The organism is Azospirillum melinis, assembly GCF_013340935.1.
Classification (GTDB): domain Bacteria; phylum Pseudomonadota; class Alphaproteobacteria; order Azospirillales; family Azospirillaceae; genus Azospirillum; species Azospirillum melinis.
The window spans coordinates 22,424-42,252 of the sequence record NZ_WHOS01000064.1 but is presented as its reverse complement, the minus strand read 5'-3'; the positions used below and the strand labels follow the sequence as shown (position 1 = coordinate 42,252).

Genomic DNA, 19,829 nt, shown 5'->3' with positions numbered 1-19,829 from the left:
ACTACTTCGTGACAACATAACGCGTCCTTTGTTTTTTTTTCTTCAGAGCGCGCCCACCCCTAAGACACCCCCCTTTTTTTTGGCGGGCGGGGCAAAGGTGTGAAAAAGAACCAAACGGGGCGGCGGGGGGGGGCGCCCCCCCCCGCCCCTGACGCCCGGTTCGACCGCCAACATCGACCGCCGCACCGGCGACCGCTTCCGCCGCGGCGAGCTGGAGATCGACGGCCGCATCGACCTGCACGGCATGACCCAGGCCCAGGCCCACCACGCGCTCGCCGGCTTCGTCCACCGCGCCTGGAACGAGGGGCGGCGCTGCGTGCTGGTGATCACCGGCAAGGGCAGTTTCGGCAGCCTGGGCGTGCTGCGGCAGGCGACCCCCCGCTGGCTGGCGGATCCGGGCCTGCGCCCGATGGTGCTGGCGATCCAGCCGGCCCAGCCCAAGCATGGCGGCGACGGTGCGCTGTATGTCTTGATCAAACGGCGGCGCGACCGTAAGGACTAAAGTGCGATCGGTTCGGACGGACTCGTCCGAAGCGTGAATCGCACGCAAAATCGAATGGCTGGAGACCATCCGACGCTTTGGTAAGCGTCGGATGGTCTCCAGGTCCCAAACAGTCAGGGACTCCACATGACCCCGTTCGGCGAACGGGTCCGGTCGCTGCGCGACGCCAGGGGCGTGACGCTGAAGCAGATGGCGACCGACCTGTCCATCTCGTCCGCTTATCTGTCGGCGCTGGAGCATGGCAAGCGCGGCCAGCCCTCCCCCCAGCTGGTCCGGCAGATCTGCGCCTATTTCGGCATCATCTGGGACGAGGCGGAGGAGCTGGAACGGCTGGCGGATCTGTCCCACCCGCGCGTGACGGTGGACACCTCCGGCCTGAGCGCGCGGGCGACGGAACTCGCCAACCTTCTGTCGGAACGGATCGGCGATCTGGACGAGGACGGGATCGCGGCGATCCTGGCGATCCTCGACGCCGTGCCGCCGAAGAAGGGGACACGGCGCCGGGTGGGGATGCGGCGGCGGTAGAGGCTACCGGCGCCGGGCGGCTCAAGCCTTGCCGATCATCCGCCCCAGGTCGCGGCCGGCGAACAGGTGGATGTGCAGGTGGGGCACTTCCTGATGCGCGGCCTCGCCGCAGTTGGACAGGATGCGATAGCCGGGGCCGTCGGCGCCGACCATACGGGCGACCTCGCCCACCGCGCGGAACAGGCCGGCGATCTCCGCCTCCGACGCCTTGGCGGTGAAGTCGTCCATGTCGATGTAGGCGCCCTTCGGGATCACCAGCACATGGGTCGGGGTCTGCGGCTCGATGTCGTGGAATGCCAGCGCGTGTTCGGTCTCGTGCACCTTCTTGCACGGGATTTCGCCGCGCAGGATGCGGGCGAACACGTTGTTGGCGTCATAGCTCTTGGCCATCGCATGCGTCCTCTTGCTGGGGAGTCTCGATCAAGCCCTGCTCAGGCCTTGCGGGACTTCTTCTCGTCGATGCCGCTGGTGCCCTCGCGCTGGGCGAGCCTGCTCCAGACCTCCGCCGGATCCAGCCCGAGATCGGCCCACAGCACCAGCAGGTGATAGAGCAGGTCGGCGGATTCCGCCGCCAGCGCCGCCTTGTCGCCGCGTACGGCCTCCAGGATGGCCTCCACCGCCTCCTCGCCCACCTTCTGGGCGATCTTGGCGGTGCCGCGGCTGTAGAGCTTGGCGGTGTAGGAGGTTTCCGGATCCGCGCCCTTGCGGGCCTGCACGGTGACGAACAGGCGGTCGAGCACCTCGGCGGACGGGGTGGCCGACGGCAGGGCCTGAACCTTCTCGGCAGCCTTCTCGACGGCTTTTTCGGCGGCCTTCTTGTCACCCATTCGTCGTCTCCAGCGCCTTGGCCGGGCGCACCGGAATGCCGGCGGTGGCGAGCGCGGCCTTGGCCTGTCCGATGGTGTAGGTGCCGAAATGGAAGATCGAGGCGGCGAGCACAGCGGTGGCGTGCCCCTCGCGGATGCCCTCCACCAGATGGTCGAGGGTGCCGACGCCGCCAGACGCGATCACCGGGACGCGGATGCTGTCCGCCACCGTGCGCGTCAGCTCCAGGTCGAAGCCGCTCTTGGTGCCGTCGCGGTCCATCGAGGTCAGCAGGATCTCGCCCGCCCCCAGCGATTCCATCCGCTTGGCCCATTCCACCGCGTCGATGCCGGTGGCGTTGCGGCCGCCATGGGTGAAGACCTCCCATCTGCCGGGAGCGACCTTCTTGGCGTCGATGGCGACGACGATGCACTGGGCGCCGAATTTCTCGGCCCCCTCGCGCACGAAGTCCGGACGGTGGATCGCCGCGGTGTTGATCGACACCTTGTCGGCGCCGGCCAGCAGCAGCTTGCGGATGTCGTCCACCGTGCGCACGCCGCCGCCGACGGTCAGCGGCATGAAGACCTGCTCCGCCGTCCGCCGCACCACGTCGAAGATGGTGTCGCGGTTCTCGTGGCTGGCGGTGATGTCGAGGAAGGTCAGCTCGTCGGCCCCCTCGCGGTCATAGACGCGGGCCTGCTCCACCGGATCGCCGGCATCGACCAGATCGACGAAATTGACCCCCTTGACCACCCGGCCGTCCTTGACGTCCAGACAGGGGATGACACGCATCTTCAGCATCAGTCGGCGTCCTCGACGGCGGGGGCGGACAGCAGGGCGAGCGCCTCCTTGGGATCGATCCGGCCATCGTACAGCGCCCGGCCGCAGATCACGCCCTCGATCCCGGTGTCCTCCTCGACCTTCAGCGCCTTCAAATCCTCGATGGACGAGACGCCGCCGGACGCGATGACCGGCGTGGTGAGGTGGAAGGCGAGGTCGGAGGTGGATTCGACGTTGACGCCGCCCATGGCGCCGTCGCGGTTGATGTCGGTGTAGATGATGGCGGCGACGCCGCAATCCTCGAACTTCAGCGCCAGATCCAGCGCCTTGATGTCGGAGGTCTCGGCCCAGCCGGCCACGGCGACATAGCCTTCGCGCGCGTCGATGCCGACGGCGATCTTGCCCGGGAACTCGCGGCAGGCCGCCTTCACCAGCTCCGGATCGCGCAGCGCCACCGTGCCCAGGATGACGCGGCTGATGCCCTTCTCCAGCCACATGCCGATGGTGGTCAGGTCGCGGATGCCGCCGCCGAGCTGCACCGGGATGGTGACCGACTTCAGGATGCTCTCGACCGCCGCACCGTTCACCGGCTTGCCTTCGAAGGCGCCGTTGAGGTCGACCAGATGCAGCCATTCGAAGCCCTGGCTCTGGAACAGGCGGGCCTGTTCGCCGGGATCGGTGTTGAAGACCGTGGCCTGGCTCATCTCGCCGCGCAGCAGGCGGACGCAGGCACCGTCCTTGAGGTCGATGGCGGGGTAGATGATCATCGCGGGCGTCTTCCTATGGCGTGGCTGGCGGTTGTCAGGCGGGCGGTCATCAGGCCGGCGGCTGTTGCGCAGGCTCGAGATCCTTGCAGTAGTAATGTCCGGCGAGCGGCTTGCCCTGCACCAGCGCGTAGAAGGGATGGGTGCCCCAGCGCTTGAAGCCGAGCGATTCATAGAGCGCGATGGCCGCATCCTGCGTCACGCGGACATCGAGGTTCAGCACCTTGAAGCCGACGGCGCGCGCCTCCTCCAGCACGGCCACGGTCAGGCGGCGGGCAAGGCCGTGGCCGCGCGCCCAGGGAGCGACGAAGCTGGTGGTCAGCTGGGCGGCGTGGGCCTGGGCCTCGTTGTTGCGCGGCGGCTTGACCAGCTGGGCGGATCCGGCAACCACCCCGTCCAGGCGGGCAACGAACATCACCCGTTCCGGCACCACCAGAACGCCCTTCCAATAGCGTTCCATCACGTCACGCGGCGGCGGCTCGACCCAGCCGAAGCCGCCGCCGGCGCGGATGGCGTCATCGGCGGCGTCGCACAGGTCGTGCAGGTCGGCGGTCTTCAGCGCATCGACCTTGTCGATGGCGATCTCGGCCATCTCGTCAGACCTTCCAGCGCAGGAAATTGGCGATCAGCGCCAGGCCGGTCGCCTGGCTCTTCTCCGGATGGAACTGGGTGCCGACCAGATTGTCGCGCCCGACCACCGCGGCGAAGGGCCCGCCATAATCCGCGGACGCGATCAGCGTGTCGGGATCGGCGAGCCTGAACTGGTAGGAATGGACGAAGTAGGCGTGGCTGCCCTCGGGCAGGCCGGCCAGAACCGGGTGCGGGTGGCGGATGTTCAGCTCGTTCCAGCCCATGTGCGGGATCTTCAGGGCCGGATCGGCCGGCTCCAGCTTCACCACCTCGCCCGGGAGCCAGCCCAGCCCCTCGGTCACGCCATATTCGCGGCCGCGCTCCGCCATCAGCTGCATGCCGACGCAGATGCCGAGGAAGGGCCGGCCGCGGCGGTGCACCACCTCCTCCAGCGCCTCCAGCATGCCCGGCACCTCCGACAGGCCGCGCTTGCAGTCGGCGAAGGCGCCGACGCCGGGCAGGACCACGCGGTCGGCCCGGCGGACGGCATCGGCGTCGGAGGTGACGAGGACCGTGTAAGACGCATCGGCTTCGCCGGCCGCGCGCTCGATCGCCTTGGCGGCGGAGCGCAGGTTGCCGGAGCCGTAATCGATCAGCGCGACCGTTTCCATGAACGTGACAAACCTTCCGATAGGACGGCGGAGGGGGATGGCTGGACCGCGGTCCCCGCCGTCAGAGCGATCCGCCGAGCGTGCCCTTGGTGGAGGGCACCGCATCGCGCTTGCGCGGGTCGATCTCCACCCCGGCGCGCAGCGCGCGGGCAAGCGCCTTGTAGCAGCTTTCCACGATGTGGTGGTTGTTCTCGCCATACAGGTTCTCGACGTGCAGCGTCACGCCGGCGGCCATGGCGAAGGCCTGGAACCACTCGCGGAACAGCTCGGTGTCGAAATCGCCGATCTTGTCGCGGGTGAAGTTCACCTTCCAGATCAGGTAGGGCCGGTTGGAGAAGTCCAGCGCCACCCGCGTCAGCGTCTCGTCCATCGGGACATAGGAATGGCCGTAGCGCTGGATGCCCTTGCGGTCGCCCAGCGCCTTCGCCACCGCCATGCCGATGGCGATGCCGGTGTCCTCAGTGGTGTGGTGATAGTCGATGTGCAGGTCGCCGTCGGCCAGGACAGTCAGGTCCATGAGGCTGTGGCGCGACAGCTGTTCCAGCATGTGGTCGAGGAAGCCGACCCCCGTCTTGACGTCGTAGACGCCGGTGCCGTCAAGGTTCAGCGCGACCCGGATCCGGGTCTCCGTGGTGTTCCGCTCGATCGAGGCGCGGCGGCCGCCATTGATGGGGGTCTGGTCCATGGCGGTTTTGTAGCAGGAAGCATCCCTGCGCGCCAGCATCCGGCACGATTGATGCGCGCCCTGTCCATTCCGACGATTGTCCTACGGACGTGTGCAGGGTAGAGTTCGATACACTTCCTGCGTGCATATCCGCTTATGACCGACCATCCGCGCTTTTCCGCCGCAGCCCTGACCGTGCTCCTCGGCCTGCTACCGGCCGGATGCGGCGGTATGTCCGCGCCCCCGCCGGTCGCCAGGACAGCGCCGCCGGTGGCCGCCGGGACCACGGCGCCGTTCCGCTTCGGCGAGCTGACCATCGGGTCGATGCGGCGCGGGATGCAGATCGGCCGCTATGTCTGGGGCATCGACTGCGCCCCGCCCTACGACGACGTCTATTGGACCAGCGGCGTCAACATGCGGCGCGGCTCCACCTTCGACGAGCGGTTCGCCGAGGCGATGACCGCCGCCGGTTTCGATGTGGTCGGCCGGCCCGGCGGTCCCGACAACCCCGACGGCAACCGCAGCCGCGCCCGCTTCACCGTGCAGGGCGACCTGCGCGACGTGCAGCTGGAATTGTGCCACCGCACCAACTGGCTGACCGGCAGCAGCAAGGGCAGTTCCGGCACCGGCAGCGTCAAGGTGGAATGGACGGTCTACGACGCGCGCGGCGGCGGGCTGGTGCACCGCGTGGTCACCACCGGCGCCATTGCCCAGGAGAGCGGCGTGCCGCAAGGCGACACCCTGCTGGTCGAGGAGGCCTTCGCCGCCGCGGTCGAGGCGCTCGCCGCCGACGGCGGCTTCCGTGCCCTGCTGTCGGGCGGCGCCCCGCCCCGGTCCCAGCCCCCGTCGGTGGCTCCGCCGGCCCTGTTTCCCGTGGCGGCGCCGGCCGGATCCGGACCCACGCCGCTGACGCCGGACGCCGCATCCCCTGCCCTGGCCGTGGGGTCCGCGGCATATCGTCCGGGCCGCCTGCTGCTGCGGACCGGGGCCGGATCCGGCCGGCCGGCGGCGGCGAGACTGCCGGTCGGCGGGTCGCATGGGCTGGTGATCGGCGAGACCGATGCGGCCGGCGAGGTCCAGGCGGTGCTGCTGGCCCCACTGCCCGGATCCGACCCCAACGTCACCGTCCGGCCCGCCCGCGGGGTGGAGCTGACCGGCTGGGTGGTTGGGCGCGACCCGGCCAGCGGTTTCGCCCTGGTGCGGGTGCCGGCCCGGCTGCCCGCCCTGCCCCTGCGCACCGCGGCCCTGCGCGTCAGCGAGCCGGTGCGGGCGATCCCGGGCGGACGGGGACGGGAGATCGCCGGCATCGTCGGCGGGCTGCCGGCCGATGACGGGGATGCCGCCACGCTGATCCAGGCGGATCTGGGCTCGGCCGCCCTGCTCACCGCGGTGACCGAGGCGGGCGATCCGCTGCTGGACGGCAGCGGCGCGCTGGTCGGCGTCGCGCCCTCCGCCGGCCGCTTCATCGCCACTTCGGCCGCCACCCCGGCCGGTCTGGTCGAGTTCCTGGCGCTCGGTCCGCTGCTCGACCGGCTGGGGGCGGATCCGGCCGGCCCCATGCCATCCGCCGCTCCGCCCAAAACCGGCAAAACGCGCCGGAACGCCCTGGTCGAGTCCCTGTGGGATGAGGACGAGCCAGAGGCCGATATGCTTGACGGGGACAGCGCCCCTCCCACATAGACCGGATGCCCTGCCGCCACGACTTGCAAGGTCCATGCGCCTGCGACGGCGCCCCGGATCCGGGGCGGCGGGACCGTTTCCCATTCTCCAGCGTGGTTCCCGCATGACCTATCCAGCGTCCAATCCTCACGATCCCATCCAGTGGCACGGCACCACGATCCTGTCGGTGCGCAAGAACGGTCAGGTGGTGATCGCCGGCGACGGGCAGGTCTCGGTCGGCCCGACGGTGATGAAGGCCAACGCGCGCAAGGTCCGCTGGCTGGCCGGCGGCACGGTGATGGCGGGCTTCGCCGGCGCCACCGCCGATGCGATGACCCTGTTCGAACGGCTGGAAGGCAAGCTGGAGCAGTATCCCGGCCAGCTGACCCGCGCCTGCGTCGAGATGGCCAAGGACTGGCGCACCGACCGCTATCTGCGCCGCCTGGAAGCGATGATGGCGGTGGCCGACAAGAGCGTCAGCCTCGTGCTGACCGGCAACGGCGACGTGCTGGAGCCGGAGGACGGGCTGATCGGCATCGGCTCTGGCGGCTCCTACGCCCTGTCGGCGGCGCGCGCGCTGATCGACATCGACGGGATGGATGCGGAAGCCGTGGCGCGCAAGGCGATGAAGATCGCCGCCGGCATCTGCGTCTACACCAACGAAAACGTCACCCTGGAAAAGCTGTGAGCGCCATGAGCCAGACCGCATCCGTTTCCGCCGACACCGCCGCCTTCAGCCCGCGCGAGATCGTCTCCGAACTCGACCGCTACATCGTCGGCCAGAACGAGGCCAAGCGCGCGGTCGCCATCGCGCTGCGCAACCGCTGGCGCCGGCAGCAGCTGCCCGAGGGGCTGCGGGAAGAGGTGTTGCCGAAGAACATCCTGATGATCGGCCCGACCGGCGTCGGCAAGACCGAGATCGCGCGGCGCCTCGCCCGGCTGGCCCAGGCCCCGTTCCTGAAGGTCGAGGCGACCAAGTTCACCGAGGTCGGCTATGTCGGCCGCGATGTCGAGCAGATCGTCCGCGATCTGGTGGAGGCCGCCATCGGCCTGACCCGCGAGCGGCTGCGCAAGGAGGTCGCCGCCAAGGCCGAACTGCGGGCGGAGGAGCGGGTGCTCGACGCGCTGTGCGGCGACAGCGCCAGTGCCGAGACACGCGCCAAGTTCCGCAAGATGCTGCGCGAGGGCACGCTGAACGACAAGGAGATCGAAATCCAGGTCGCCGACACCGGTGCGCCGGCCGGCATGCCGACCTTCGACATCCCCGGCATGCCGGGCTCCCAGATGGGCATGCTGAACCTGAACGACATGTTCGGCAAGATGATGGGCGGCCGCACCAAGACCCGCCGCATGACGGTGGCCGAGAGCCACACGGTGCTGATGGCCGAGGAGTCCGACAAGCTGCTGGACCAGGAAAAGGTGGTGGCGGAGGCGATCCGGGCGGTCGAGCAGAACGGCATCGTCTTCCTCGATGAGATCGACAAGATCTCCGCCCGCTCCGACGCGCGCGGCGCCGACGTCAGCCGCGAAGGCGTCCAGCGCGACCTGCTGCCGCTGATCGAAGGCACCACGGTGTCGACCAAGCATGGCCCGGTGAAGACCGACCATGTCCTGTTCATCGCGTCGGGCGCCTTCCACATCGCCAAGCCGTCGGACCTGCTGCCGGAGCTGCAGGGCCGCCTGCCGATCCGCGTCGAGCTGAAGGCGCTGAGCCAGGACGACTTCAAGCGCATCCTGACCGAGCCGGAAGCCAGCCTGATCCGCCAGTACAAGGCGCTGATGAAGACGGAGGAGGTCGATCTGGTCTTCACCGACGACAGCATCGACGAGCTGGCCCGGCTGGCGGCGGAGATCAACAGCTCCGTCGAGAACATCGGCGCGCGCCGCCTGCACACGGTGTTGGAACGCCTGCTGGAGGAGATCAGCTTCGCCGCCAGCGACCGCGCCGGCGAGACGGTCACCATCGACGCCGCGCTGGTGCGGGAACGGGTCGGCGGGCTGGCGAAGAATGCGGACCTGTCGAAGTTCATTCTGTGACGGCATGGGGGGCGTCCGCTCGGGCGCCCCTCTGCTTCACGTGAAACATCGCCCTGCCCGCGCCTAGCTTCCGGCAGCCACCTTCACGCTTTTCGGCAGCAGCAGCACATAGCTCCCCCGGCTCTTCATCAGTCCGGCCCTGTGCTCCGCCTCCGGACCATGGCCCCAGAAGACGTCGCCACGCACCGGCCCGCGGATCGCTCCGCCGGTGTCCTGCGCCACCAGTAGCCGTTGCAGCCGCTGCCCGCCATCGACCGGGTCCTCGGCATCCAGCCACACCGGAACGCCATAGGGCATGAACTTTGAGTCGACCGCCAGGCTGCGGCCGGGCGTCAGCGCCACGCCCTGGGCACCGTTCGGGCCGTCGCCGGCCAGCGTCTGGAAGAAGACGTAGGACGGATTGACGTTCATCACCGCCGCGGCCTGATCGGGATGCGCCAGCAGCCAGGCGCGGATGGTCTGCAATGAAACCTCTTCCCGCTTGAGCGCGCCGCGGTCGATCAGCTCCTTGCCGATGGCGACGTATTTGTGGCCGTTCTGGGCAGCGTAACCGACACGCGTCTCGCTGCCGTCGGCCAGCCGGATCCGGCCCGACCCCTGGATTTGCAGGAAGAAGGCGCCGATCGGGTCCTTCACCCACACCAGCTCCAGCCCCTTGCCCTTCAGCGATCCGGCGATGATGGCGGCGCGATCCTCGTAAGGCTTCAGCTTGCCGTCGACCACGCGGCCGGCGGTGCGCTCGCCCTTCCAGCGGTCGGAGAAATCGCCGAGATCGACCATCACCAGATCGGGCGGCCGGCGGTAGAGCGGAACCGGATAGGCCGGATCCGGGCGCAGGCTGCCCTCCAGCTCGGCCTCGTAATAGCCGGTGAACAGGCCCTCGCGGCTGCCGTTGTTGCCGGCGGCGTAAGGGGTGAAAGTCGCCTCGAAGAAGGCGCGGGCGGCGGCATCGTCACCGGCAGGCAGATCCGCCAGACGGGCGCAGGGGCCCTGCCAGTCGCCGATGGTCCCGGCCACCCCGTTGGGCCCAACCGTCCGGTCGGCGGGCAGGCTCCGGAAGCGGGCGCAGGACCGGGCGAGCGCCGGCACCGCCTGCGCCACCGGATCGCTGCGCCAACCCGGCAGATCGGCGAAGGACAACGGCGCCAGGGTCAGGGCGTCGGGCGGCGGCTTGATCTCCTCCTTGGGAGCGCAGGCCGAAAACAGCAACGCCACCGCCCCGAAGAGGGCGATGGCGCTGAAACCGGTACGGTGACGATGTGTCATTGCTGGTGGTCGTTCCTCACTGGACCGGCCGCACCTCGACCAGCGCCCAGTTCGGATCGCGGGAACGGAGGTTGCGGGCGAAGGTCCAGACGTCGGTGTTCTCCACCAGCGCCTTGGGATCGCCGTCGACGATGGCGCCGTTGCGATCACGCACCACATTCACCTGATCGGAAACCAGACGCACGGTGACGCGGGCGGTGCGGCCGGCATCCAGCTTCGCCTCCACCACCTCGGCCTCGCGGACCTGCTCGATGCGGGCTTCATGCTGTTCGCCGGCGGCCTGACGGTCGCGGATGACCTGGGCGAAGCTGTCATAGACGTCGTCGGCCAGCAGCGGGCGCAGCGTCGCGGTGTCGCCCCGGGCGAAGGCATCGACGATCATGGCGAAGGCGGCCTTGGAGCCTTCCAGGAAATGCTTCTCGTCGAAGTTGGGATCGGCGGCACGGATCTGGTCGATGGACGCGGCCAGCGACAGCGGCTCGTCCGACGACACGACATCGGCGCCCGGTGCGACATCCGGTCGCGCCCGGTTGCGCTCCGGCAGGGTCACCACATTGTCCGGCTTCGCAGCACCCGGAGCGGAGGTGAAGGGGTTGGACCGCTGCCGCTCCTCCCCCGTCCGGCGGCCGAGGACGCTGCGCAGCCGATAGACGAGGAAGGCCGCGATCATCGCGAAGATCACGATCTCGATGAACACGAACCCGTCTCCCATCATCTGTTCCTTCCAATACGATTTGTCGTGAGCATTGTGCCGCGGCGAAATCGCCGGCGGATCCGGCCCGCCTCTGGACCTTGCGGCCGGTCGGCATTACGTGTTGCTTGCCCGCCAGTAATTGCCGATTGAACCGCCAATTGGATGAGGCCGGCGGTCTTTCGACCGGACGACCTATCCAAACCTAGATAGGGGCAGCGAGCCCGAAGAGCAAGGACACCATGAATCCCCTGTTGTTGATCCTTCTTCTGCCGATCCTGGAGATCGTCGGATTCATCCAGGTCGGCGATTGGATCGGCGCCGGGCCGACCATCGGGCTGCTGGCCCTGTCGGCGGTGGTGGGCATGCTGATCGTCCGTCACCAGGGGCTCGCCTCGCTGAGCAAGGCCCAGGCGGCGGCGGCGCGCGGCGAGGCGCCCATCGGCACCGTGCTCGACGGCTTCTGCGCCGTGCTGGCCGGCATCCTGCTGATCATCCCCGGCTTTCTCACCGACATTCTCGGCATCCTGCTGCTGATCCGGCCGCTGCGCCGGGGCATCGGCCGCTGGCTGTTCAGCCGGATCGGCGCCGGCATGCCGGTCTTCACCACCACGGGCCGGGGTGGATTCGGAGCCGGGAGCTTCGGTCCCGGTTTCGGGGCTGGTGCCGGCGGCCCCGCCACCGGCGACCAGGGGTTCGGCAATGGGGGTTTCGGCACCGGCGGTCCGCGCCGCGGCGACGATCCCTTCCGCTCCGCTCCCGGCGTGCCCGGCGTTATCGACGGCGATTTCCGCGACGTCACCCCGGAGGACAGGAACGGCGAGGATCGCGACGCGCCGCGGCTGACCGATTCCCAATGGGGGAAGCACCGTCCAGATGAGCGGCGCTGAGCCGCCAATCCGTCGGCGGTTTCCGTTGGCAGGACGGTCGATCCATGATAGCCAGCCCTTTGGGCGAAGGCACAACCGTCGCGAACCAAACCCTGTCACCTCACATCCGGGTCGGCCTGCGACCCCTGCCCCCCGTCCATACCGGGACCGGGGATGGAAAGCGGGCCGGCGATTAGGAGTCCGTTATGTCCGATCAGATGAGCAACGGCGCCGAGCAGCAGCAGACGTCTTCGCTGCCGATGCATGTCCTCGCGCAGTATGTGAAGGACTTCTCCTTCGAGAACCCCAACGCCCCGCAGAGCCTGCTGCCGAACCAGCCGCAGCCGCAGGTCAACATCGGCGTCGACGTCCAGGGCCAGAAGGTCGGCGACGACATTTACGAGCTGACGCTGAACCTGCGGTGCGAAGCCCGCCAGGGCGAGTCCGTCGCCTTCCTGGTCGAGCTGGCCTATGGCGCGCTGTTCCAGTTCCCCGGCCTGCCGGAAGAGCATCACCGCCCGGTCCTGATGATCGAAGGCGCCCGGATGATCTTCCCGTTCGCCCGCGCCATCGTCTCCAGCGCGACCCGCGAAGGCGGCTTCCCGCCGCTGATGATCAACCCGATCGACTTCGCCGAGCTGTACCACCGCCAGTCGGCCCAGCAGGCCGAACAGCCGCAGCAGCCGCCCTTCTGATCCCGCTCAGGGATCGGTCGAAGGGACCGGGTTGAGTTGAAAAAGAAAAGGGCGGGTGACCGGAAGGTCCCCGCCCTTTTTCTGTGCCGCGACGGCAGGCCGCCCCCTCCGCAGAGAAGGGGGCGGATCCGGCACGACCTTACTGGTTCATGCTTTCGAAGAACTCGTTGTTCGACTTGGTGTGCTTCAGCTTGTCGACCAGGAAGTCGACCGCGTCGGTCACGCCCATCGGCATCAGGATGCGGCGCAGGATCCACATCTTCGACATGGTGCCCTTGTCGACCAGCAGCTCCTCCTTGCGGGTGCCCGACTTGGAGATGTCGATGGCCGGGAAGGTGCGCTTGTCGGAGAGCTTGCGGTCCAGCACGATTTCCGAGTTGCCGGTGCCCTTGAACTCTTCGAAGATCACCTCGTCCATGCGGCTGCCGGTGTCGATCAGCGCGGTGGCGATGATGGTCAGCGACCCGCCCTCTTCCACATTGCGGGCGGCACCGAAGAAGCGCTTGGGCCGCTGCAGGGCGTTGGCGTCGACGCCGCCGGTCAGCACCTTGCCCGAGCTTGGCACGACGGTGTTGTAGGCGCGGGCCAGGCGGGTGATGCTGTCCAGCAGGATGACCACGTCGCGCTTGTGCTCGACCAGGCGCTTGGCCTTCTCGATCACCATTTCCGCGACCTGGACGTGGCGGGTGGCCGGCTCGTCGAAGGTGGAGCTGATGACCTCGCCGCGCACCGAACGGGCCATGTCCGTCACTTCTTCCGGACGCTCGTCGATCAGCAGGACGATCAGATAGGCTTCGGGGTGGTTGGTGGCGATCGAGTGGGCAATGTTCTGCAGCATCACCGTCTTGCCGGTGCGCGGCGGCGCCACGATCAGCCCGCGCTGCCCCTTGCCGAGCGGCGCCACCAGGTCGACGATGCGGCCGGTGAGGTTCTTCTTGGTGGGGTCCTCGACCTCCATCCGGATCCGTTCTTCCGGATAGAGCGGCGTCAGATTGTCGAAGTTGATGCGGTGACGGACCTTGTCGGGCGCGTCGAAATTGATGGTGTTGACCTTCAGCAGGGCGAAATAGCGCTCACCGTCCTTGGGCGAGCGGATCTGCCCTTCCACCGTGTCGCCGGTGCGCAGGCCGAAGCGGCGCACCTGGCTGGGGCTGACGTAAATATCGTCGGGACCCGGCAGATAATTGGCTTCCGGCGAACGCAGGAAGCCGAACCCGTCCTGCAGCACCTCCAACACGCCGTCGCCGAAGATCGGAATGTCGTTTTCCGCCAGCTGCTTCAGGATCGCGAACATCATGTCCTGCTTGCGCAGCGTGCTCGCGTTCTCGATCTGCAGCTCCTCCGCGAACGCCAGCAGTTCGGCGGGGCTTTTGCACTTCAGCTCTTGGAGATGCATCGGATTGCCTGTGAAATCGTCATGCGGGGGAGTGGCCTTGGAGGTGGGGAGTGCCGGAGGGTCCGGCCGACGGCGGCTGGGGGCGGCGGACGCCGCAACGCGGTCGCGTCGGGTGGGCAGCGGGTGGCGCTTCGGCGAAGGCGCGCCAGGGCGTCCGGAAAATGGCCGCACGGGAGCGATTCGCCAGCCACCAGGCCCGGCTCAAGATCAGAGCGTCGGATCGGCAGATGTGGGCGTGGGAGGCCGCGGGGCGAAAACCCCGTGGTCCTGACATGGTTATCGGATCGGCGGACGCAAGTCAAACGAAAGCGAAACCGCCAAAGGTCGCGGATTCCGCTTTTTCCGGGAGATGGAAGGCCGGGGATTCACCTGTCCACCGGTCAGAAGGGCTTCACGATGACGAAGATGACGATGCCGATCATCAGCAGCGTCGGCACCTCGTTGGCGATGCGGTAGAAGCGCTGCGGCCGCGTGTTGCGGTCCTCTGCGAAGTCCCGGCGCCAGCGGGCCATCATCATGTGGCTGGCGGTCAGCAGCAGGACGAACAGCAGCTTGGCGTGCAGCCAGCCCTGCTTCATCCATTCCGGCGTCAGCACGATCATCGTGATGCCGAACACATAGGCCGCGATCATCGCCGGGTTCATGATGGCGCGCAGCAGGCGGCGTTCCATCACCTTGAAGGTCTCCGACGCCTCGGATCCGGCCGGCGCCTGGCAGTGGTAGACGAACAGGCGCGGCAGATAGAGCAGCCCCGCCATCCAGGCGATGATGCTGATGACGTGCAGCGCCTTGATCCATTCGTACAGCACCGGGCGTGTCCCCTTTTTCTTTACTGTTCAGCCGTTGCGGTTCAGCCCCGCGCCTGCGGGCAGCCGGAGAAGTTGGACGGGCAGATCCGGTCGCCCTTCTGCGAGCAGATCGCCGCCTTGCCCGCGACCGTCTGCCGCACCAGTTTGGCCAGCCCGTCGATGAAGCCGGGATGCACCCCCACCGTCGGCACGCGGGTGAAGTGCGGCACCCCCGCCTCCTTGGCGAGGTGACGGTATTCGACCTCGATCTCCACCAGCGTCTCGGAATGCTCCGACACGAAGGCCATCGGCACCACCAGGATCGGCACGCCGTCCTGGCCGGCGCGGCGGATCTCGGCGTCGGTGCTGGGACCGATCCACTCCATCGGGCCGACGCGGCTCTGGTAGCAGTTGATCCAGTCGAGATCGTCGATGCCCAGCGCCGCGGCGATGGATTCGGCCGTGCGCTCGCACTGCCACTGATAAGGGTCGCCGGCGGCCACCACCTTCTTCGGCAGCCCATGGGCGGAGAACAGGACGCGCGGCTTGCCATGGGCCTTGGCGGCCTCGTAGAGCGGGCGGATCAGGTCCGCCGTGCCGTCGATGAAGCCGGCCTGGGTCGGGTAGCAGCACAGCAGCTTCGTCGGCGCCGTCAGCCCGACGGTGCTGGCCGCCTGATGCCACGCCTTGGCGCTCGACGCCGTGGTGGTGGTCGAGAATTGCGGGTAGAGCGGCAGCAGCACGACCAGATCCGGGTCGTAGGCCTTCACCTTTGCTGCCGTCTCGGCGCTCATCGGGTGCCAGTAGCGCATGGCGATGAAGACCCTGGTCTCCGCGCCACCGGCCGCCGGATCCGCCGCCAGCACCCCTTCCAGCGCCGCCGCCTGGGCTTCCGTGTTCTCCAGCAGCGGCGACTTGCCGCCGAGCTGCGCGTAGATCGCCGTCGCCGGCTTCGCCCGCCGTCCGCTGATCAGGCTGGCGATCAGGAAGCGGAACGGGTTCGGCAGCCGGATGATGGCCGGATCGGCGAACAGGTTGAACAGGAAGGGCCGCACCGCCTCCGGCGCGTCCGGACCGCCGAGGTTGAACAGCACGACGGCGACGCGACGCGGCCGGCTCCCAGAAATTCGGTCGCCGGGGCCGGCAGGGGTCGAGGCGGAGGTCTGGGGGAATTGCTGGCTCATGGTGCCCGCTAAACTGGAGCGTTGCCGCCGCTCTGTCCAGACCCCCGCCGTCGCTTTTTCAGCCGCTTAGCACCGATGGCCTCAGCCCTGCCCCGGCCAGTCCCGCAGGATGCGCGTCAGCGCCTCCACATGGGCCGGCGGGGTCGACTGGATGACGCCATGGCCCAGGTTGAACACGAAGGGCCCACCGGCCAACGCCGCCAGGATGTCGTGGGTCGCCGTCTCCAGCGCCTTGCCGCCGGCAGCCAGCATGATCGGATCGAGGTTTCCCTGCACCGGCAGCCGCGTCTGGAGGGTCTGCGCCGCCCACACCGGCGGAACGGTGGTGTCGAGACCGACGGCGTCCACGCCGGACCCGGCGACATACTCCTCATAGGCGTGGCCGGCGCCGCGCGGGAAACCGATGACCGGCGTGTCCGGGTGCTTCGCCTTCACCAGTGCGACGATCCGCCGCGTCGGTTCGATCACCCAGCGGCGGAACTCGGCCACCGGCAGCACGCCGGCCCAGCTGTCGAACAGCTGCACCGTCTCGGCCCCGGCCTCGATCTGGCGGCAGAGATAGTCGGCGGTCACCTCGACGATCAGGTCGATCAGCTGGCCGAAGCCGACCGGATCGCCGTAGGCCCAGCGCTTGACGTGGGCATACTCCTTGGAGCCGGCCCCTTCGACCATGTAGCAGGCGATGGTCCAGGGAGCCCCGGCAAAGCCGATCAGCGTCGTCTCTGCGGGGATCGCGGTGGAGAGCCGGCGCACCGTCTCGTAGACCGGCGCCAGCGTCTCGTGGAAGCGGTCGCGCGACAGGCGCTTGAGGTCCTCGACGCTGCGGACAGGATCCAGCTTCGGCCCCTCCCCTTCCAGATAGGCCAGCGGCTGCCCCAGGGCATGCGGCACCACCAGGATGTCGGAGAACAGAATCGCCGCGTCCATGCCGTAGCGGCGCAGCGGCTGCAAGGTGACCTCGACCGCGAAGTCGGGATTGTAGCAGAGGTCGAGGAAGCTGCCGGCCTTGGCCCGCAGTTCGCGATACTCCGGCAGATAGCGTCCGGCCTGACGCATCAGCCAGAAGGGCGGGCGCGGCCGCACCTCTCCCGCCAGGGCGGCGAGCATCGGCTTCAGGGCAGGCTTGGAAGCCCGATTCTGGACGTCGGAGCTGGTGGCGGACAAGACGGTGCGTTCCCCTGACATGCGAATCCGAAAAGCCCCGTGCGATTCCGGCGCCGATTCCGCGCCAGAATCCGGGACGGGTTTATCCCCTCTTCTTCACTATATTTTTTAAAGGGAGAAAGGAAGAGGATGAGGTGGATGGCTGTGGATAACGGTGATCCCCGATTCTGGAGAATCTGTCCACAGATCCGGGGGCTTGTGCGGGCATGTGTGCGGATCTGTGGACGATTCGGAGCACTACCGCCGGAAACGGCGGAAATGCTATAGCTGGACGAGCGGGAGTCCCGTGGATAACCGGGCGGACGGGACCGGATCTTCCCAGCTTCCGAAGCGGTCGGCGGAGTTGTTCCGCGCTTGGCCGTATCGGGGAGGAGGAGTCCCCCAGCCGGGACGAAACGACGGTGAATCCGGTTGTCCACAGATCTGGGCCGGATTCTCCACAGAATGTTGGGGACGGATGAAAGAGTTCCACCTACATCTCGTATCCGATGCGACGGGCGAGACGATCAACAGCGTGGCGCGCGCCTGCGTCATCCAGTTCGACGACGTGCGGCCGATCGAACATTTCTGGAATCTGGTGCGGACCGACCGCCAGCTCGACCTCGTTCTGGAGGGAATCCGGGACAACCACGGGCTGGTGATGTTCACGCTGGTCGACGAGACGCTGCGCCGCCGGCTCCAGGATTTCTGCCGCGAGATGCAGGTGCCCTGCATCCCCGTGCTCGATCCGCTGATCAACGCGCTCGCCGCCTTCCTGGGCGTGGAATCGCAGCGCCAGCCCGGCCGCCAGCACGTCCTCGACGCCGAATATTTCAGCCGGATCGACGCCGTCGATTTCGCCCTGTCCCATGACGACGGCCAGTCGAACTGGGACCTGCACGAGGCCGACGTGGTGCTGATCGGCGTGTCGCGCAGCTCCAAGACGCCGACCTGCATCTATCTGGCCAACCGCGGCATCAAAGCGGCCAACATCCCGCTGGTGCCGGGCAGTCCGCTGCCGGCGGAGCTGGACCTGCTGACCCGGCCGCTGATCGTCGGCTTGACCAAGGACCCCGACCGGCTGGTGCAGATTCGCCGCAACCGGCTGAAGCTGCTGAACCAGGGCGAGGGCTCCAGCTATGCCGATCCCGAGCTGGTCCGTGCCGAGGTGCAGGAGGCGCGGCGGCTGTTCAGCCGGCGAGGCTGGCCGGTGATCGACGTGTCGCGCCGCTCCATCGAGGAGACCGCGGCCGAGATCATGATGCTGCTCGCCCGCCGCCAGAGCGGCAATTTCAGCCCGGAAGGGAAGAAGACGTGAGCGCGGCTCCCAAGCTCGTCCTGGCGTCCGGCTCGCGCACGCGGGCGGCGATGCTGGAGCAGGCCGGCCTTCCCGCCATCCTCGACAGGCCGCTGGTCGACGAGGACGAGGTGAAGGCCACCGGCCGGGCCGAGGGCGTTCCCGCCGACGCCGTCGCCGAGGCCCTGGCCGAATTGAAGGCCCAGCGCATCACCCGCCGCCATCCGGGCGCGCTGGTGGTCGGCGCCGACCAGATGCTGGACTGCGAGGGGCGCTGGTTCGACAAGCCGGCCGACCGCGCCGCGGCACGCGCCCAGCTGCTCGACCTGCGCGGCAAGACCCACCAGCTGGTCAGCTGTGCCGTGGTCGTGCGCGACGGCGAGCGGATGTGGCACAAGACCGACAGCGCCCGCCTGACCATGCGCAACTTCAGCGAAGCCTTCCTCGACGATTACCTTGATCGCGTCGGCGACGACGTGCTGCACTCGGTCGGCGCCTATCAGCTGGAAGGGCTGGGGGCGCAGCTGTTCCACCGGGTCGAGGGCGACTTCTTCACCATCCTCGGGCTGCCGCTTCTGCCGCTGCTCGGCTTTCTGCGCGTGCATGGAGTGGGCAGGGAATGACGGCGGATTCTTCGAGCGGTGCCGGGGGGATCAGCGGCGGTGCGATCAGCGGCAAGGCGAAGATCGCCGGCGTGATGGGCTGGCCCATCGGCCATTCGCGCTCGCCCCGGCTGCACGGATTCTGGCTGCGGCAATATGGAATCGACGGCGCCTATGTGCCGCTGGCGGTGGCGCCGGAGCGTGCCGAGCAGGCGATCCGCGCCCTGCCCGCCCTGGGCTTCCGCGGCTGCAACGTCACCGTCCCGCTGAAGGAGATCGCCTTCCGCACCGTCGACCGGCTGGACGGGACGGCGCGGCGGATGGGAGCCGTCAACACCATCGTGGTGGCCGATGACGGCGCGCTGGAAGGCGGCAACACCGACGGCTTCGGCTTCATCGAGAATCTGCGTGCCGAACAGCCGGACTGGACGGCGGAGCGCGGCCCGGCGGTGGTGATCGGTGCCGGCGGGGCCGCCCGCGCCGTGGTGGTCGCGCTGCTCGACGCCGGGGCGCCGGAGGTCCGTCTGGTCAACCGCACCCGCGCCCGTGCCGAGGAACTGGCGGCGGATCTGGCTGCGGTCGGTCTCAACGGCGGCGTGACTGTGGTCGATTGGGTTTCACGTGAAACCGCGCTCGACGGTGCGTCCCTGCTGGTCAACACCACGACCCAGGGCATGGCCGGCCAGCCGGCGCTGGACCTGTCCTTGCGCGCCCTGCCCGCCTCCGCCGTCGTCAACGACATCGTCTATGTGCCGCTGGAAACCCCGTTGCTGGCCGAGGCCAGGGCGCGCGGCAACCCGGTGGCCGGCGGCATCGGCATGCTGCTGCATCAGGCGCGTCCCGGCTTCAAGGCCTGGTTCGGCGTCGAGCCGCAGGTGACCCCGGATCTGGTCCGCTTCGTTCTGGAAGGCTGAGGCAAGGG

The 19,829-nt window shown here is 68.4% G+C and carries 23 protein-coding genes; 10 read left to right on the top strand and 13 right to left on the bottom strand.

Features of this window, described 5'->3' with window-relative positions:
* The first annotated feature begins 148 nt into the window (after positions 1-148).
* Both GBZ48_RS30110 and GBZ48_RS30105 read left to right on the top strand, forming a co-directional pair.
* On the top strand, positions 149-502 hold the full coding sequence (locus tag GBZ48_RS30110; protein ID WP_343049725.1) for a Smr/MutS family protein: 354 nt from the start codon (positions 149-151) through the stop codon (positions 500-502).
* 126 nt (positions 503-628) lie between these two features.
* On the top strand, positions 629-1,027 hold the full coding sequence (locus tag GBZ48_RS30105; RefSeq protein ID WP_098740909.1) for a helix-turn-helix domain-containing protein: 399 nt from the start codon (positions 629-631) through the stop codon (positions 1,025-1,027).
* Positions 1,028-1,048: 21 nt separating this feature from the next.
* On the opposite strand, the gene GBZ48_RS30100 is transcribed toward GBZ48_RS30105, so the two are convergent.
* From GBZ48_RS30100 to hisB, 7 genes are all read right to left on the bottom strand, one after another.
* Entirely contained in the window at positions 1,049-1,417 is a 369-nt protein-coding gene (locus tag GBZ48_RS30100; protein WP_174474373.1) for a histidine triad nucleotide-binding protein, read from the bottom strand.
* Between the two features lie 41 nt (positions 1,418-1,458).
* Positions 1,459-1,854 (bottom strand): phosphoribosyl-ATP diphosphatase, encoded by a 396-nt coding sequence (locus GBZ48_RS30095; RefSeq protein WP_246307558.1) that lies wholly within the window; start codon positions 1,852-1,854, stop codon positions 1,459-1,461.
* Positions 1,847-2,632 carry an imidazole glycerol phosphate synthase subunit HisF gene (gene hisF / locus GBZ48_RS30090; protein ID WP_174474372.1) on the bottom strand — a complete coding sequence of 262 codons (786 nt, stop codon included), beginning with the start codon at positions 2,630-2,632 and terminating at the stop codon, positions 1,847-1,849. The genes GBZ48_RS30095 and hisF overlap by 8 nt, the downstream gene beginning before the upstream one ends.
* Positions 2,632-3,378, bottom strand: a complete 747-nt coding sequence (hisA, locus tag GBZ48_RS30085; RefSeq protein ID WP_098740906.1) for a 1-(5-phosphoribosyl)-5-[(5-phosphoribosylamino)methylideneamino]imidazole-4-carboxamide isomerase — start codon at positions 3,376-3,378, stop codon at positions 2,632-2,634. Before hisA ends, hisF begins: the two co-directional genes overlap by 1 nt.
* A 49-nt stretch (positions 3,379-3,427) precedes the next feature.
* Positions 3,428-3,967 carry a GNAT family N-acetyltransferase gene (locus tag GBZ48_RS30080; protein ID WP_109052245.1) on the bottom strand — a complete coding sequence of 180 codons (540 nt, stop codon included), beginning with the start codon at positions 3,965-3,967 and terminating at the stop codon, positions 3,428-3,430.
* 4 nt (positions 3,968-3,971) lie between these two features.
* Positions 3,972-4,616, bottom strand: a complete 645-nt coding sequence (gene hisH / locus GBZ48_RS30075) for an imidazole glycerol phosphate synthase subunit HisH (RefSeq protein WP_174474371.1) — start codon at positions 4,614-4,616, stop codon at positions 3,972-3,974.
* Between the two features lie 61 nt (positions 4,617-4,677).
* Positions 4,678-5,301 carry an imidazoleglycerol-phosphate dehydratase HisB gene (gene hisB, locus GBZ48_RS30070; RefSeq protein WP_044550958.1) on the bottom strand — a complete coding sequence of 208 codons (624 nt, stop codon included), beginning with the start codon at positions 5,299-5,301 and terminating at the stop codon, positions 4,678-4,680.
* Positions 5,302-5,511: 210 nt separating this feature from the next.
* Between hisB and GBZ48_RS30065 the strand changes: the two genes are divergently transcribed.
* From GBZ48_RS30065 to hslU, 3 genes are all read left to right on the top strand, one after another.
* Complete coding sequence (locus GBZ48_RS30065; protein ID WP_246307557.1) at positions 5,512-6,960, top strand: serine protease; 1,449 nt, start codon at positions 5,512-5,514, stop codon at positions 6,958-6,960.
* 103 nt (positions 6,961-7,063) lie between these two features.
* Positions 7,064-7,627, top strand: a complete 564-nt coding sequence (hslV, locus tag GBZ48_RS30060; RefSeq protein WP_098740902.1) for an ATP-dependent protease subunit HslV — start codon at positions 7,064-7,066, stop codon at positions 7,625-7,627.
* A 5-nt stretch (positions 7,628-7,632) separates the two neighbouring features.
* Positions 7,633-8,976 carry an ATP-dependent protease ATPase subunit HslU gene (gene hslU / locus GBZ48_RS30055; RefSeq protein WP_174474369.1) on the top strand — a complete coding sequence of 448 codons (1,344 nt, stop codon included), beginning with the start codon at positions 7,633-7,635 and terminating at the stop codon, positions 8,974-8,976.
* 63 nt (positions 8,977-9,039) lie between these two features.
* Here the strand turns inward: hslU and mltA are convergent, their stop codons facing one another.
* Both mltA and GBZ48_RS30045 read right to left on the bottom strand, forming a co-directional pair.
* On the bottom strand, positions 9,040-10,242 hold the full coding sequence (gene mltA / locus GBZ48_RS30050) for a murein transglycosylase A (protein WP_174474368.1): 1,203 nt from the start codon (positions 10,240-10,242) through the stop codon (positions 9,040-9,042).
* A gap of 16 nt (positions 10,243-10,258) precedes the next feature.
* Entirely contained in the window at positions 10,259-10,954 is a 696-nt protein-coding gene (locus tag GBZ48_RS30045; RefSeq protein ID WP_174474380.1) for a Tim44/TimA family putative adaptor protein, read from the bottom strand.
* 221 nt (positions 10,955-11,175) lie between these two features.
* Between GBZ48_RS30045 and GBZ48_RS30040 the strand changes: the two genes are divergently transcribed.
* A complete protein-coding gene (locus tag GBZ48_RS30040; protein ID WP_174474367.1) occupies positions 11,176-11,823 on the top strand; it encodes an FxsA family protein in 648 nt (215 codons plus the stop codon).
* A gap of 185 nt (positions 11,824-12,008) precedes the next feature.
* On the top strand, positions 12,009-12,497 hold the full coding sequence (gene secB, locus GBZ48_RS30035; protein ID WP_085086914.1) for a protein-export chaperone SecB: 489 nt from the start codon (positions 12,009-12,011) through the stop codon (positions 12,495-12,497).
* Positions 12,498-12,636: 139 nt separating this feature from the next.
* Here secB and rho read toward each other — a convergent pair whose 3' ends face one another.
* The 4 genes from rho to hemE form a co-directional block, all read right to left on the bottom strand.
* Positions 12,637-13,893, bottom strand: coding sequence for a transcription termination factor Rho (rho, locus tag GBZ48_RS30030; protein WP_109052252.1), 1,257 nt, complete (start codon positions 13,891-13,893; stop codon positions 12,637-12,639).
* Between the two features lie 380 nt (positions 13,894-14,273).
* Positions 14,274-14,702 carry a protoporphyrinogen oxidase HemJ gene (gene hemJ, locus GBZ48_RS30025; RefSeq protein WP_209798233.1) on the bottom strand — a complete coding sequence of 143 codons (429 nt, stop codon included), beginning with the start codon at positions 14,700-14,702 and terminating at the stop codon, positions 14,274-14,276.
* 41 nt (positions 14,703-14,743) lie between these two features.
* Entirely contained in the window at positions 14,744-15,865 is a 1,122-nt protein-coding gene (gene hemH, locus GBZ48_RS30020; protein WP_174474366.1) for a ferrochelatase, read from the bottom strand.
* 81 nt (positions 15,866-15,946) lie between these two features.
* Positions 15,947-16,972, bottom strand: a complete 1,026-nt coding sequence (gene hemE, locus GBZ48_RS30015) for a uroporphyrinogen decarboxylase (RefSeq protein ID WP_174474378.1) — start codon at positions 16,970-16,972, stop codon at positions 15,947-15,949.
* A 514-nt stretch (positions 16,973-17,486) separates the two neighbouring features.
* On the opposite strand from hemE, the gene GBZ48_RS30010 reads away from it, so the two are divergent.
* From GBZ48_RS30010 to GBZ48_RS30000, 3 genes are read left to right on the top strand one after another with little or no spacing between them, the layout of a single operon-like run.
* Positions 17,487-18,326: a pyruvate, water dikinase regulatory protein gene (locus GBZ48_RS30010; RefSeq protein ID WP_109052255.1), complete on the top strand. Its 840-nt coding sequence runs from the start codon at positions 17,487-17,489 to the stop codon at positions 18,324-18,326.
* Positions 18,323-18,928 carry a Maf family protein gene (locus GBZ48_RS30005; RefSeq protein ID WP_174474365.1) on the top strand — a complete coding sequence of 202 codons (606 nt, stop codon included), beginning with the start codon at positions 18,323-18,325 and terminating at the stop codon, positions 18,926-18,928. Before GBZ48_RS30010 ends, GBZ48_RS30005 begins: the two co-directional genes overlap by 4 nt.
* Positions 18,925-19,821, top strand: a complete 897-nt coding sequence (locus GBZ48_RS30000; protein ID WP_174474364.1) for a shikimate dehydrogenase — start codon at positions 18,925-18,927, stop codon at positions 19,819-19,821. The genes GBZ48_RS30005 and GBZ48_RS30000 overlap by 4 nt, the downstream gene beginning before the upstream one ends.
* Positions 19,822-19,829 lie beyond the last annotated feature (8 nt).